The sequence below is a fragment of the Streptomyces sp. NBC_00203 genome (assembly GCF_045206325.1).
Taxonomy (GTDB): domain Bacteria; phylum Actinomycetota; class Actinomycetes; order Streptomycetales; family Streptomycetaceae; genus Streptomyces; species Streptomyces lutosisoli.
This window is the reverse complement of sequence record NZ_CP108126.1, coordinates 7,151,162-7,165,730: the sequence shown is the minus strand read 5'-3', so window position 1 is coordinate 7,165,730 and position 14,569 is coordinate 7,151,162. Positions and strand designations below refer to the sequence as shown.

Annotated in this window: 11 protein-coding genes; 3 read left to right on the top strand and 8 right to left on the bottom strand. The window is 69.7% G+C overall.

Annotated features, from left to right (window positions below):
* The first annotated feature begins 30 nt into the window (after positions 1-30).
* Positions 31-402: a hypothetical protein gene (locus tag OG975_RS32150; protein ID WP_406332812.1), complete on the top strand. Its 372-nt coding sequence runs from the start codon at positions 31-33 to the stop codon at positions 400-402.
* A 288-nt stretch (positions 403-690) separates the two neighbouring features.
* Positions 691-2,058, top strand: coding sequence for a helix-turn-helix domain-containing protein (locus OG975_RS32145; protein WP_406332811.1), 1,368 nt, complete (start codon positions 691-693; stop codon positions 2,056-2,058).
* On the opposite strand, the gene glgB is transcribed toward OG975_RS32145, so the two are convergent.
* From glgB to OG975_RS32115, 6 genes are all read right to left on the bottom strand, one after another.
* Entirely contained in the window at positions 2,028-4,319 is a 2,292-nt protein-coding gene (gene glgB / locus OG975_RS32140) for a 1,4-alpha-glucan branching protein GlgB (protein ID WP_406332810.1), read from the bottom strand. The genes OG975_RS32145 and glgB overlap by 31 nt on opposite strands.
* Positions 4,320-4,628: 309 nt before the next feature.
* Complete coding sequence (locus OG975_RS32135; protein ID WP_406332809.1) at positions 4,629-6,071, bottom strand: maltokinase N-terminal cap-like domain-containing protein; 1,443 nt, start codon at positions 6,069-6,071, stop codon at positions 4,629-4,631.
* Positions 6,068-8,098, bottom strand: coding sequence for a maltotransferase domain-containing protein (locus OG975_RS32130; protein WP_406332808.1), 2,031 nt, complete (start codon positions 8,096-8,098; stop codon positions 6,068-6,070). Before OG975_RS32130 ends, OG975_RS32135 begins: the two co-directional genes overlap by 4 nt.
* On the bottom strand, positions 8,095-8,712 hold the full coding sequence (locus OG975_RS32125) for a DJ-1/PfpI family protein (RefSeq protein ID WP_406332807.1): 618 nt from the start codon (positions 8,710-8,712) through the stop codon (positions 8,095-8,097). The genes OG975_RS32130 and OG975_RS32125 overlap by 4 nt, the downstream gene beginning before the upstream one ends.
* Positions 8,713-8,714: 2 nt before the next feature.
* Complete coding sequence (locus OG975_RS32120; RefSeq protein WP_406332806.1) at positions 8,715-10,391, bottom strand: thiamine pyrophosphate-binding protein; 1,677 nt, start codon at positions 10,389-10,391, stop codon at positions 8,715-8,717.
* 89 nt (positions 10,392-10,480) lie between these two features.
* Positions 10,481-11,320, bottom strand: a complete 840-nt coding sequence (locus OG975_RS32115) for a type 1 glutamine amidotransferase domain-containing protein (RefSeq protein ID WP_327431670.1) — start codon at positions 11,318-11,320, stop codon at positions 10,481-10,483.
* 323 nt (positions 11,321-11,643) lie between these two features.
* Here OG975_RS32115 and OG975_RS32110 point away from each other — a divergent pair, with 323 nt between their 5' ends.
* Positions 11,644-12,105 (top strand): nuclear transport factor 2 family protein, encoded by a 462-nt coding sequence (locus tag OG975_RS32110; RefSeq protein ID WP_330307259.1) that lies wholly within the window; start codon positions 11,644-11,646, stop codon positions 12,103-12,105.
* A gap of 87 nt (positions 12,106-12,192) precedes the next feature.
* Here the strand turns inward: OG975_RS32110 and OG975_RS32105 are convergent, their stop codons facing one another.
* Positions 12,193-13,701 carry an MFS transporter gene (locus OG975_RS32105; RefSeq protein ID WP_406332805.1) on the bottom strand — a complete coding sequence of 503 codons (1,509 nt, stop codon included), beginning with the start codon at positions 13,699-13,701 and terminating at the stop codon, positions 12,193-12,195.
* Between the two features lie 49 nt (positions 13,702-13,750).
* A complete protein-coding gene (locus OG975_RS32100; RefSeq protein WP_330307257.1) occupies positions 13,751-14,440 on the bottom strand; it encodes an NAD(P)-binding domain-containing protein in 690 nt (229 codons plus the stop codon).
* Positions 14,441-14,569: the final 129 nt, after the last annotated feature.

Below are 14,569 nucleotides of genomic sequence, written 5' to 3'. Positions count from 1 at the left end.
GTATCGGGAGATGCCTCGAACGTGACCTGGGTGGAGCACCTCGTCCCGTACGGCGCGCTGTTCCTCGACAGGAGCCGCCACGTCTGCGGCGATCTCAGGGCTGTCCGGCCTGACGTATCACGTGTGGCTGCGCACGACTCCCGTACCGGCACAGTCACCTGCCATCGTCAGGTCACCGAGGAACTTCAGCGCCTCGTCGGCGTAGGCGAGTTCCTTCGGTGGTTGGTACGCCTTAATTTCGGCGCGACCGATTTCCGCTGTCATCAGCAGCAAGCGACGGGGCCATTTTCCGAGGCCGACGGAGTCACGGACGTGGGCGCACTGGACGGACCGGACGAACCAACAGCGACCCCGCAGGCAAGGAGCCCGCCAATGAAAGTCAAGGCCGCGATGAACAAATAGATTTTCCCCCTCATTACCGTACCCTTCGCATCTTCGGCTATTTGACTATCCGAGTCAAGTCTAAATTACTCTCGCAGTCAAGTCTGGATTTAGCAAAGGACGATCTTGTCGCGGAATCGGAATATCGTCATCCACCTGGAAGGCAATCCACCCCTCTCCAGGTGCCCACAATCAGCGACAATTCGACCGCGAGGATCCGTCAACTTGCCTTGACTCGTTGACATATGACAGTTAAACTTGTAACTTGGCCTGTAATCTTGATTGTCATGAACTCCCAGAGGAGTCCAGGTGGATCACACCGAGGCGCAGACACCCACAGGCCTTGGCGAGCGCATGAGGACACTCCGCACAAGGCAGGGACTCAAGCAGCAGGACCTGGCCTCGCAAGAGGTATCGATCAGCTATATCTCTCTGATCGAATCGGGGAAGCGCACTCCCTCGGACGCGGTGCTCGCCACCCTCGCCGGCAAGCTCGGAACCTCCGTCGAATACCTCCGCAGCGGCCGGGACGGACAACAGCTGGGGGAGACACACCTCAAGGTGGCGTTCGGCGAGATGGCGCTGCGCAACGGCGCCAACGGCGAAGCCCTGCAGACCTTCAGCGAAGTCCTGGCCCACCGCGCCGTCCTGGACGCCTCGATGACCCGCCGCGCTCTCATCGGGCAGGCCACCGCACTCGAGAAGCTGGACCGCCTGGAAGCCACGATTCCGATCCTCGAGGACCTGTTCCGCGACCCCGCGCTCGCCGCCGGCTCGGACGACTGGTGCAGGGTCGCCGTCGCCCTGTGCCGCTGCTACCGCAACTCCGGAGACATCGCTGTCAGTATCGAGATCGGTGAGCGTTCCCTCGCCAAACTCGACTCGCTGGGCCTCGATGTGACGATGGACCACATCCAGCTCGGCTCCACGCTCATGGGCTCCTACCACATGCGCGGCGACCTGACCCGGGCCCACCTGCTCGGCGAGCGCCTCATCCCGGCCTCCGAGGCGGAGGGCTCGTACGCCGCCCGAGGCGCCGTCTACTGGAACGCGGGGCTCGTCGCCAACTCCCGGGGAAGGCTGAACGAGGCACTCGCGCTGGTCGAGCGGGCCCTGGCCATGATGGCCGAGGGCGACAACCAGCGCCATCTCGCCATACTCAAGCTGAACTTCGGCTACCTGCTGCTGCAGAGCGAGGTTCCCGATCCCGATCGGGCCAAGGAACTGCTCGAATCCGCGCAGCAGTCCCTGGCCGAGGTCGGCAACGCCGATGAACTCGCCCGTTGCGAGATCGTCCTCGCCGACGTGGAGAAGACGCTCGGCAACTGGACCGAGGCGGTGGCGCATGCCGAGCGTGCGCTGGGGCTCCTCGGCACCGAGCCACGGGTTTCCACCGCGGCCGCGCGAGCGACACTCGCCGAGATCTACTTCCTGCAACAGGAGCCCGAACCGGCCCTCCAGTACCTGCGGGCAGCCGCCCGCCAGCTGCGTCACTTCCCCCCGTCCCGGGAGGCTGCCCTGAACTGGCGCCACATCGGCGACCTGTGGCAGCGCCACGGCGGGGACATCAAGGAAGCCCTCAAGGCCTACGACATGGCGCTCTCCTCGGCCGGTGTGGGCCCCACTCCCGACCTCCAGGGTGACCTTCACGGCTCCCTCGCCCAGGAACGGCGGTAGCCGAGGTCCCCTCCCTTGCCGGAATCGGGCCGCAGCCAGCACACCCCCAGCGGCGGCAGCGTGAGCGCCGCGCTCCAGGCCTGCCCGTGCCAGGCCGTCGCCTCCGCCCGGACGACCCCGCCGTTGCGTACGTCGCTGCCGCCGTACGCGGCGGCGTCGCTGTTGAGTACCTCCCGCCAGGCGCCGCCCTCCGGCAGCCCGACGCGGTACCCGGTGCGGACGACCGGCGAGAAGTTGCAGACGACCACCAGGGGGCGCCCGTCGGCGTCGTAGCGCGCGAACGACAGGACGTTGGCCTCGGCGTGGGAGCCGTCGATCCAGGCGAAGCCGGCCGGCGAGGTGTCGAGTTCCCACAGGGCCGGGGTCCCGGCGTAGATCCGGTTGAGGTCACGCACCAGGGAACGGATGCCCCGGTGGTCGTGGTGCCCCGGCCAGCCCTCGTCCAGTACCCACCACTGCGGTCCCGCGTCATGGTCGAACTCCGCGCCCTGCCCGAACTCCTGTCCCATAAAGAGGAGTTGTTTTCCGGGGTGGGTCCACATGAATGCCAGGCACGCGCGTAGATTCGCCCTCCGCTGCCACCAGTCCCCCGGCATTTTGGCCACCATGGCGCGTTTGCCGTGCACGACTTCGTCGTGGGAGAGCGGGAGCAGATAGTTCTCGCTGTAGGCATAGACCATGGCGAACGTCATGTCGTCGTGGTGATAGGCGCGATGCACCGGGTCGCGTTCCAGATAGTCGAGCGTGTCGTGCATCCAGCCGAGGTTCCACTTCAGGTCGAAGCCGAGTCCGCCGAATCCATCGGGGCCGACCTCGAAAGTGGGCCGGGTCACACCCGGCCATGCGGTGGACTCCTCGGCGATGGTGAGCGCGCCCGGCACCCTGCGGCGGACGGTGTCGGTCAGCTCCTGGAGGAAGGCGACAGCGGCCAGGTTCTCCCTGCCACCTCGCTCGTTGGGGCTCCAACCCCCCTCGGGGCGCGAGTAGTCGAGGTAGAGCATGGAGGCCACCGCGTCCACCCGCAGCGCGTCGATGTGGAACTCGGAGCACCAGTAGACGGCGTTGGCCACCAAGAAATTACGGACCTCTCGGCGGCCGTAGTCGAATTCCAGGGTCCCCCAGTCCGGATGATGTGCGCGGCGCGGGTCGCCGGGTTCGTAAAGGTGCTCTCCGTCGAAACGGGCGAGCGCGAATTCGTCACGCGGGAAATGCGCGGGAACCCAGTCGGCGATCACACCGATACCGGCGGCGTGCAGGGAATCGACCAGATACCGGAAGTCGTCGGGATCCCCCATACGGGCAGTGGGGGCATAGAACCCGGAGACCTGATATCCCCAGGAGCCGCCGAAAGGATGCTCCATCACCGGCATGAACTCCACGTGGGTGAATCCCAAGTCGCTCACATAGCGCGGGAGTTCCCCGGCGAGCTGCCGGTAGGACAGGCCCGGGCGCCACGACGGCAGGTGCACCTCGTACACGGACATCGGGCTCGCCCGGCAGTGCCGGCCGCCACGGTTCGCCATCCACTCCGTGTCCGTCCACTCGTACGTCGAGGTGTGGACGACCGACGCGGTGGCGGGCGGGCACTCGGCGGCGCGGGCCAGCGGGTCGGCCTTCTGGGCCAGTTGTCCCGCCCGGGTGCGGATCTCGTACTTGTACCGGGTGCCGGCGCCGGCACCCGGCACGAACAGCTCCCAGACCCCGCTGGACCCGAGCGAGCGCATCGGGTGCGCGACGCCGTTCCAGCCGTTGAAGTCGCCGATGACACGCACCCCTTGGGCGTGCGGCGCCCAGACGGCGAAGGCGGTGCCCGTGCTGCCGTCCAGGGTCAGGACATGTGCGCCGAGGACCCGCCACAGCTCCTCGTGGCGCCCCTCCGAGATCAGGTGCAGGTCGAGTTCGCCGAGAGTGGGCAGGAACCGGTAGCCGTCGTCGTGCTCCTCCTGCCGCTCCCCGTACGTCACGAGCAGCCGGTACCCGGTCACCTTCTCGCCCGGCAGCGCTCCGGTGAACAACCCACCCGACTGGTGGTCCAGTTCGACCCGCACGCCCTCGTCCGTGACCACCGTGACGGCGCTGGCGAGGGGCCGGAGCACGCGTACGACGACGCCGGAGCCGTCCGCTGCCGCGTGAGCCCCGAGGACCGCGTGCGGGGCATGGTGGGCCCCGGCAAGCAGCCGCTCCAGCTCGGCATCGGCCAGCCGGGCGTCCGGAAGTCCGGGGCCCACGAGGAGGGTTTGAACGTGCGGTGTCTGCAGCAACGGTGGGTTCCTCTCTGTGTGGGTGGTCTTTCGCCCCCGCCGCCCCTACCCGTCCCATCACCAGGGGCTGCGCCCCTTCGACCCCGGGGGGTGGGTTCTTTGGCTGCGGGTGGGTGGGGGCTGGGCGCGCAGTTCCCCGCGCCCCTGAACAACCGCCGGCCCGCCCCGGGTGCTTTTAAGGGGCGCGGGGAACTGCGCGCCCAGCCCCCACCCACCCGCAGACGACACACAACCGAACGGGGTCTGGGGCGGAGCCCCAGGAACGGGATGGGACGGGTAGGGGCGGCGGGGGCGAGAAAGCCGCCCACCTCAGCCCCGCACCGCCGCCAGCCGATGCACGGCCCCGAGCGGGATGCTCAGCCAGTCCGGCCGGTGCCGGGCCTCGTACACAGCCTCGTACACCGCCTTGTCCGCCTCGAACGCCCGCATCGGCACCGGATGACACCACGGATCGGCACCCCCCGCCTCGGCGTAACCGGCAATGAACGCACGGCGGTTGCGCACCATCCAGGCGTCCGCACGCCGGATGTGCCGCAGCCGGAGCCCGGGAGCCGGCTCGCCGGACCGGCGCCGCACGGCGGCGAGCCCGGCCCGCGCGGCGTAGTCGAAGGAGCGCAGCATGCCCGCGACATCCCGCAGGACGTGCTGAGGAGCAGCGCGCTCGGCAGCGGAGCGCTCCGGCTCCCCCTCGAAGTCGATCAGCCGCCAGCCGTCCGCCGTAGGCAGCGCCTGACCGAGATGCAGGTCGCCGTGGACGCGCTGCGCGAAGACGGGGCAGCCGCGTCCGGCGTGGCGTGCGTAGTCGTCGTAGAGCGCGCTGATCCTGGAGCGGTAGCGGTCGAGGGCGGGCACCTCGTCGACGGCCAGGCCGAGACGTCGGTTCATGAGCCGGGCCTCCTCGGCGGCCTCCCCCGGCGTGACCCGGGTCCGAGGGAAGGCGTCGGCGAGCACGGTGTGCACCTCGGCGACGGCCTGGCCGAGGGCGCGTGCCCGCGAGGTGAATCCGCCGGCGGCGGGGACGGTGGTGCCGGTTCCGTCGACGCAGTCGCCGACCTGTCGTACGGCGGTCTCCCAGCCGTCCGCCTCGACGGGCAGGAACTCCTCGAAGAGGCCAAGCACCAGGCCCTCGCCGCCGGGGGCGTCGGTGTACAGCGTCCCGTGCAGTGCGGGTGTGCGGGTGCAATGCCGCTCGGTGAGGGCGCGCAGGGCCTCCACCTCCAGGTGGGGTCCTGGCTCGGGGCGCCGGTAGATCTTGAACAGCAGCCGGTCGCCGTACACCACCGCGCTGTTGCTCTGGTCGGCGGTCAGCAGGCGGGGTACGAGACCGACGGGCAGGGGGTGCGGGGAGGTCGGCTCCAGACGAGGTCCACGAGGTCCGCCGCGCGGCTCCCGCACGGCCAGGGAGCGCAGCAGCACCCCCATCAGCGCGGGGTCCTCCGTCGCCTCGTACACCGTCCAGCCCTGCCAGCGTCCCTCGGGCACGGTGGCGATGGCCGCGCCCGCGAGCCGCTCCGGCAGTTCGGGGCACAGCCCGAGGAACAGCTGGTAGAGCTGCTCGGCGCCGTTCCGGTGCCGGGTGCGGAGCACCGCGTGGACCAGGACGGGCGCGTCGTCGTGGACGACCGAGACCACGACGGGCCGTATGTCGTCCAGGGGACCGCCCGCGTCGCCGTACCAGCGGCGGGTGCGCAGCCAGGGGGTAAGGACCGGCAGCAGCGGTTCGAGCACGGGTTCCGCGACGGCGACACTCATGACGCCTCCCGGGGCCCGAGCGGAACCAGCAGGTGCGCGGGCGCCGCCCCGGGTTCCAGCCGTACGTAGGTGTGGCGGCCCCAGGTGTGGATCTCGCCGGTGAGTTCGTCGCGCACCTTCAGCGAACCGTCCTCGGGCAGGCCGAGCGCGGCCAGGTCGAAGGTGACCGTGGTCTCGGTGGTGTGGTGCGGGTCGAGGTTGACGACGGCGAGGACCGTGTCGGCGGAACCGTCCGGCCGTACCAACTGCTTGGAATAGGCCAGCACTTGGTCGTGGTCGGTGTGGTGGAAGCGCAGGTTGCGCAGTTCCTGGAGGGCCGGGTGGGCGCGGCGCAGCTGGTTGAGGCGGGTGATCAGCTGGGCGATGCTGGTGCCCGCCGCCTCGGCCGCCGCCCAGTCGCGCGGGCGGAGTTCGTACTTCTCGGAGTGCCGGTAGTCCTCGGTGCCCGCCGCCAGGACGTCGTTCTCGCACAGTTCGTACCCTGCGTAGACCCCCCAGGTGGGCGCGAGGGTCGCGGCGAGCACGGCCCGGGTCTCGAAGGCGGGCCTGCCGCCGTCCTGGAGGTAGCCGTGCAGGATGTCCGGGGTGTTGACGAAGAGGTTCGGGCGCAGGAAGTCGGCGCTGTCCAGGGCGAGTTCGCTCGCGTACTCGGTCAGCTCCCGTTTGTCGTTCTTCCAGGTGAAGTAGGTGTACGACTGCTGGAAGCCGGCCTGGGCGAGGGCGTGCACCATGGCGCGGCGGGTGAACGCCTCGGCCAGGAACACCACATCGGGGTCGGTCAGACCGATGTCGCCGATGACCCGCTCCCAGAAGGAGACCGGCTTGGTGTGCGGGTTGTCGACGCGGAAGATGCGTACGCCCTGGTCCATCCAGTGGCGCAGCAGCCGCAGCGTCTCCTCGACCAGGCCTTCGAAGTCCGTCTCGAAGGAGAGGGGATGGATGTCCTCGTACTTCTTCGGCGGGTTCTCGGCGGTGGCGAGGGTGCCGTCCGCGCGCCGGGTGAACCACTCGGGGTGCCGGGTAGTCCAGGGGTGGTCGGGCGAGCACTGCAAGGCGAAGTCGAGGGCGACTTCCAGGCCCAGTTCCCCCGCCCTGGCGACGAACCGGCGGAAGTCGTCCAGGGTGCCGAGGTCCGGGTGCACGGCGTCGTGCCCGCCCTCGGCCGAGCCGATGGCCCAGGGCGAGCCCACGTCGTGGGGCCCGGCGGTGAGCGTGTTGTCCGGGCCCTTGCGGTGGGTGTGCCCGATGGGGTGCACCGGTGGCAGGTACACCACGTCGAACCCCATCGCCGCGAGGGCGGGCAGCCGTCGCGCGGCCGTCTCGAAGGTGCCGCTGACGGGCGGCTCGCCCGGCCGGAGCACCGCGCCCTCCGAGCGCGGGAACATCTCGTACCAGGAGCCGACGAGGGCCCGCCGCCGCTCGACGAGCAGGGGCAACGGCCGGGAGACGGTGACCAGTTCACGCAGTGGATGGCGTTCCAGCGCGGCGACCACCGCACGTCCGGTGGTCGCTTCGAGCCGGCGGGGGGAGGGGCTCGCTTCGTCGCGGAGCGCCCCGGCCACTGCCGTCACCGACTCCCGGCGGTCCTTGTCCGGGATGCCGAGGGCGGCCCGCTCGTGCAGCAGGGCCCCCTCCGCGAGCGTCAGCTCGACATCGACCCCGGCGGGAATCCTCAGATGCGCGTCGCGGCGCCAGGTGGCGACCGGGTCGGCCCAGGCCTCGACGGTGTACGTCCACAGCCCCGGGCGGCCGGGGCCGACGACGACCGTGGCCTCCCAGCGGTCGGCGTCGGCGTCGACGAGGGCCATCGGGGTCCAGGGGCCCCGCCGTCCGGCCGCGTCGTACAGGACCACGTTGGCGCCGACCTCCCCGGCGCCCTCGCGGAAGACGACGGCGCTGATGGTGAGGGTCTCGCCGCGCACCGCCTTGGCGGGCACCGCGCCGCCGCGCACCTGGGGGCGGATGTCCCTGATGGGGATGCGCTCCTCGGTCGTCGGGTGGGCCCGCGACGGCACGACGGCGGTCATGACCGGCTCCTCACCGGTGCGCGGGGTCCTGGGACGGCCGGCCTCTCCTTGTCCGCGATGAGGTCGATGATGGTGCGGGCGAACAGATGGCAGTGCTGGCCGGTGCGCGCGGTCACCAGGTCGTCATGGACGACGACGTCCTCGTCCACGTACTCGCCGCCCATGTTGCGCAGATCGCCGAGCAGGTTGTTGTGGACCACCGCGCGCCGTCCGCGCACCAGGGCGGGCAGCGGTGCGGTCAGCCACATGCCGTGGCAGATGATGCCCTTGACGATGGCCGGGTCCTGGAAGGCGCGGCGCAGGAACGCCGACGCGGGCGGCAGTTCGGCTGGGTCCTCGGTGTAGCGGAGCCGGTCGGAGACCATCCCCGAGGGGACGATCACGGCGGAGAACTCCTTGAGGGCGAACTCGTCGATGTCCTCGAAGGACTCGGAGACTTCGAAGGGCATCCGGTGCTCGTGCCCCTGGAAGGTCATGGAGTCCTGGCCCCAGAGCCGGGACAGGAAGTGGACCTCGGCGCCCTCCTCCGGGAAGCGGAACTGGTAGTAGAGAATCTCGGGCTCGTAGAAGTCGCTCTCCATCAGGACAGCGATCTTGTGGCCGGAAAGCCGCACGGCTATTCCCTCCCCCTGCCGGTGACCAGGTCGATCAGGAACGGACCCTCAGTGCTCAGCGCCTCGGCGACCGCGGCCTGAACCTGGTCGGGCTTGTCGACGCGCACGGCGGGTACGCCGAGCGAGCGGGCGAGGCCGACGAAGTCGATGGCGGGCCGCGAGAGGTCGAAGATCTCCGGCTGCTCGTGGGCGGCGATCGCCTGCGACTTCCAGTACTCCTCGATGTTGAGTTCGAGGAGCTTGTAGCTGCTGTTGTTGCAGATCACGAACTTGGCGCCGATGCCGTGCCGGGCCGCCGTCCACAGCGCCTGGATGGTGTACATGGACCCGCCGTCGCCGGTGAAGCCCACGACCGTACGGTCTGGGAACGCGAGCTGGGCGCCGAGCGCGCCGGGGATGCCGACGCCCAGGGAGCCGCCGCGCGTCTGGAACCAGTGGCCGGGGCGGTTCGGCGGCAGATGCCGTGAGACGTCGGGCGAGGCGGTCAGTGCCTCGTCGAACACCACGGCATCCTCGGGGAGTTGGCGTGCCAGCTCCCGCAGGAAGGCCGTGGTCGGCAGGGCGGTCGGGGCGGTCGTCGCCTCGTCCACCTGCCTGGCCTCTTCGATCTCCCGCGCCCGTTCGACGGACCTGCGCCGCAGCCACTCGAACGCCCGGACCCGGCTCTCCTCGCTCATCCGCGCCTGGAGTGCCGCGGTGAGCCCGGCGAGTGCCCGGCGGGGATCGGCCACCAGGCCCAGGTCCACGGGGAAGTTCTTGGCGATCGCGTCGCTGTCCAGGTCGATGTGGACGACCGGGGTGCCCTCGGCGAAGACGCCGTCGAGGACCGGATAGACCTCGGGCAGCGCGTAGGTCCCCACGATGAGCACGGCGTCGGCCGCCCCGGTGACGCGCCGGCTGGACTCGCCGAACATATGGCCCAACTGACCCGCGTAGGCGGGGTGTTCGGCAGGCAGGTTGACCTCGGCCCAGTCCGCGCCCCACACCTCGGCGCCCCACACCTCCGCCAGTCGCCCAAGCTCCTCCGCGGCCTGGGCGAAGTGGACACCGTCGCCGGCGACGACGATCGGGTGCTCGGCACCGACGAGGAGTTCCGCCGCCCGGTCGAGGGCCGCCGCGTCGGGCGTGCTCCGCGTGACGGGGTACGACGTCGGCACGGCCGCTTCGGTGGTGTCCCGGTCCATCACGTCGGCGGGCAGCACCACCAGGACGGGGCCGTAGGGGGGCGTGCCCGCCACCTTGAACGCGCGGCGCAGGATCCGCAGCGTGGACTCCGGGTCCACCACCCGGGTGGCCCACTTGGTGACCGGCTCCGCCATGCCGACGAGGTCGGCGGCCATCTGCGCCTGCATGGCCTCGTAGCGCAGGCCCGACTCGCCGGCGAGCACGACCAGCGGGGCATGGCCTCGCATGGCCTGGTAGAGCATGCCGATGCCGTTGCCGAGGCCGACGCCGGTGTGCAGCTGGCAGACGGTGGGCGTGCGGGTGGCCCGTGCATGACCGTCCGCCATGCCGACGGCCGTGGCCTCCTGCAGCGCGAGGACGTATTCGAGCTCGGGGAAGTTGCGCAACTCGTCGAGAAAGCCCTGCTCGACCGTGCCGGGGTTGCCGAACATGTACCGGACCCCGTCGGCCCGCAGCTGTTCCAGGATCGCGACCCGCGCGGGCCTGCTGACCATGATGCGTCCACCTCTCGATGTGAACTTCGGTGCGGTGTACGTCAGTTGGCGTGCACGACAGTTGGCGTGCATGTCAGTGGGCGCGCACGTCAGTTGGCGGCCCGGAAGCCCCACTGCCGCAGGCCGTTCTCCAGCACTTCGACGACCTTCTCGCCGGTGAGGTAGGAGTCGGGGGTCGAACGCCCGGTGATGAACGGGTAGTCGACGATGACCGATGTCGTCTTCCCGAAGTTGCCGTGGAAGGCGCCGTCCGGGCCGGTCGCGTCCCGCAGGATGTACTCCAGCGGGTACGGCGGCGGGCCGATCACGAAGTCGGTGCCCATGAAGCCGGTGCCGTCCTTGTAGTCGTACTCGATGCAGTGCCCGGTGACGTGCTTGCCGCGGATGATGGAGACGCGGTCCTCCTGGTCACGGGCGAAGGCCAGCGCGGTCACCCCGTAGCACTCGGCGGCGATCGGCAGGTCGAGCGCGCGGAAGGCGAGGATCAGGTCGTGCACCCGCCAGTTGTTGGCGAGGTCCACGATCGGGCCGCTGCCGCCGACGATGAGCAGCGCGTCGTAGCGGCTCGCGATCTGCTCGCGGATCTGCTCCAGGCGGGTGTTGTACGCCTCCCAGTCGCGCAGGAAGTACGGCTTGCTGCGGTAGGGCCGGTCGGGCAGCCAGGACGACAGGTCGAGCGGGTCGTCGAGGCGGGCCGAGGTGTCGATCGCCCGGACCTTGTCGGCCATCTCGGGCGTCGTGACCGAGCGGCCGAGGGGCGGGTCGATGTAGTCGGGGTCCATGCTCGGCGGCAGGGCCACGGGACGCTTTCCGGTCGGCGTGGCGAAGCTGACGTGATACCCGGCCTTGTCGAAGGTCTCCAGAGGGCCGATCAACTCTTCGCCCCAGTACCCGTATTCGGACAGGACGACGAGGATGCGCTTGCTCATGGGGATGTCCTCTCGTTCGGTTCGGTCCGCGAACCGTCGAACTCATGTCTACGTTCTGGGAGTTCGAAGCGACCAGGAGTGCAAGAGGTGATGGGCCCATATCGGCAAGTGGCCGGAAACACTTCCGTAAATAGGCCATTTGCCCCGCGCGCCGACGAGCCGGACGGAGGTGTACGGCGGCCGGTGCGCGGTTCGGGCGAAGGTCAGCCTGTGTGCGCGCCGACTTGGCGAGGTACGCCCGCCGTTGTGCGGGAGCCCGCTCCGGGCGGCGCCCGCGGCCAAGGATGAAGTCGACTGTGTGCCGACCGAAAGGATCCCCAGCCATGCCCGACACCCCGAGCGCGCACCTGAGCCCCCGCGAGGTCCTGGCCGCCTACCACCAGGCGATCGTCGAGGCGGACCCGGACGCCGTCGCCGAGCTGTACGCGGTCGACGCCGTCCACGAGTTCCCGTTCCTGTTCCCCGGAGTCACCGACTACCACGGCCGTGAGGAGGTCCGGGCCGGCTACCGGGCCGCCTGGGAGCAGAGCCCCGCGCGGACGGAGAAGGTCGTCGAGGTCGCCGTCCACGAGGGCCGGGACCCCGAACTCCTCACCGCGGAGCGGCTCTTCGAGGGGACGATCTCCACGACGGGGAAGACCTTCTCCGTGCCGAGCATCCTGGTCCTGCGGGTCCGGCACGGCCTGATCGTCCACGCGCGCGACTACATGGACGGCCTCGGCACGGCCAAGGCCATGGGCGCCCTGGAATGGGTGGTGAGCGCCCTGGAGTCGGGCGACGAGTAGGCAGCCCCCGCCGGGAAACGTCCGCGCCGGGCGGAACACCGTGGTGTTCCGCCCGGCGCGGACGTATGGACGTGTCTCGTGGACGGGCTAGGAGGTGGCCCCCGTGGCGTGCGGCTCGTCCAGCGAGGGCTCGATGACCTCACGTGCGGGCGCGCTCTGCGCGGCGGAAGAGCCGGCCGCCGATCCGGCCGCGGCCGGTCGCGTACGCGTCGCCAGCCAGCCGACGACCGCGCCCAGGGCGATCAGCGCGGCGGCCACGAGGAAGCCCAGCCGGAAGCCGGCGGTGAGCGCGGAGTCGTCCACCGGGCCGTCGGCGATCCGGTTGGTCCGCCAGGTCGCCACGGAGGCGAGGATGGCGAGACCCAGGGCACCACCGATCTGCTGGCACATGTTGATCATGCCGCCGGCGATACCGGAGCGCTCCGGCTCGACGCCCGAGACGGACGACACCACGAGCGCCGTGAAGGCGAACCCGCTGCCGACCGCGAGCAGGAGTCCCGGCCCGAGGATGCTCTTCAGGAACGATCCGTCCGTCGACAGCTGCGCGAACCACAGGAAGGACGCGGCGGTCAGGCCGAGACCGATGACCAGGACGGTGAAGATGTGCATCCGCCCCATCAGCCGGCCGACGACCACCTGGGAGGTGATCACCTGGCCCACCGCGATCGGCAGGAAGCACAGACCGGCGGCGATCGGGCCGTAGTTCAGCACCCGTTGCACATAGATCGTGACGAAGAAGGTCATCGCCACCGCGCCCGCGGAGAACATCAGCATGATGACGTTCGCGGCGGTGAGCCCGCGCACCTTGAAGATGCTGAAGTCGACGACGGGTTCGGGCACGTTGAGCTCGGTGATCACGAAGACGGTGAGCAGCACCGCGGCGGCGGCCAGCGCGATACCGGCGCGCCCGTCCCAGCCGTGCTCGCCGATCCGCACGAATCCGTAGATCAGCGCCGACAGGCCGGCGGTCACGGTGATCGCGCCCAGCGCGTCGAAGTGCCGTACGTTGCCGCTGCGTTCGGTCTCGGTGAGCAGGCGTACGCCGACCAGCGCGGCGCCGAGCGTCAGGGGCACGTTGATCCAGAAGACCCACTCCCAGCCCAGGGCGTCGGTGATCACACCGCCGAGCACCACGCCGGTCGCACCACCGGCGGCGGCGACGGCGCCCCACAGGCCCATCGCCCTGTTGCGCTCCCGGTCCTCCGGGAAGGTCACGACGACCAGGGAGAGGGCCGCGGGCGACATCAGCGCACCGCCCAGGCCCTGCGCCGCGCGCGCCGCGATGAGCTGGGTACTGGTGTCCGACATTCCGCAGGCGAGGGAGGCGAGGCCGAACAGGGTCAGGCCCGCCAGGAAGATCCTCTTGCGGCCGAACAGGTCGGCCGCCCGCCCGCCCAGGAGCAGGAAGCCGCCGAATGTCAGCATGTAGGCGTCGACAACCCACTGCAGACCGTCCTGGGTGAACCCCAGCGGGGCTTGCATCGACGGCAGTGCGATGTTGACGACGCTGATGTCCAGGATTACCACGAACTGCGCTATGGCCAGCAGGGCGAAGACACCCCAGCGCCGGTCGATTACCGATTTCACGGCTGTCATACGCTCCTCGAATTCTGAACTCTGCCCGGTGGGACGGGGCCGCCTTCCGTTACACCCCCTCGGGCAGCAACGGCTCCACGTTCGGGTCCCAGACGACCGAGATGTTGAAATGCAGGTGCCGGATCTTCAGGAACATCCGGGAATAGAGAGCGACGAACATCTCCGGGCCGCGGGCCGTCGTGATGTCGCCGAGGTCGAAAATGGTGTCCTCGGCCCAGCCGAACTGGCCCAGCAGAGACGCGACCTGGTCCTTCGCGGACCGGTCGTCTCCGCTGACGAAGACATTGTGGTGACCGGAGAGCAGTTTCGGGTTCACCATGATGTCGCAGTTCATGGTGTTGAGGGTCTTCACCACCCGCGCCGACGGATAACGGCGCTGAATGCGTTCGCCGAGGCTGTCGTCGTTGAGAATGCCGAGCGAGGGCGGTTCCGTCTCGCTGGTGATCACCAACGGGTTCGCGACATCCATGATGATCTTGCCGTCCAGGTTGTCCTCACCGGCGGCTTCCAGCACGTCGAGCGAGATGATGCCCCGAGTGGCGTTCACGACGACGGAGCCGAAGGCGGCGGCGTCGGCGAACGTACCGCCGCTCGCCGCCTCACCGTTCTCCTCGACCCACTTCAGCAGACTCTCGTTGTCCGAGGTCCGCGATCCCAGACGCACTTCATGTCCGACTTCCACCAGGCGAGTAGCTATGGCCTTTCCGACCATTCCGGTGCCCAATACGCCGATGCGCATGCTATGCATCCTTCCGGTTGTCCGGCATACGAAGGCGATATCGCCCGCTCCTATTGCTAGCACCGGAAATTCAAGGCCGTCGCCGGTCACGGCGACCGGGCGGGAACTGCGTCAAGTCGTGCCCGGTGC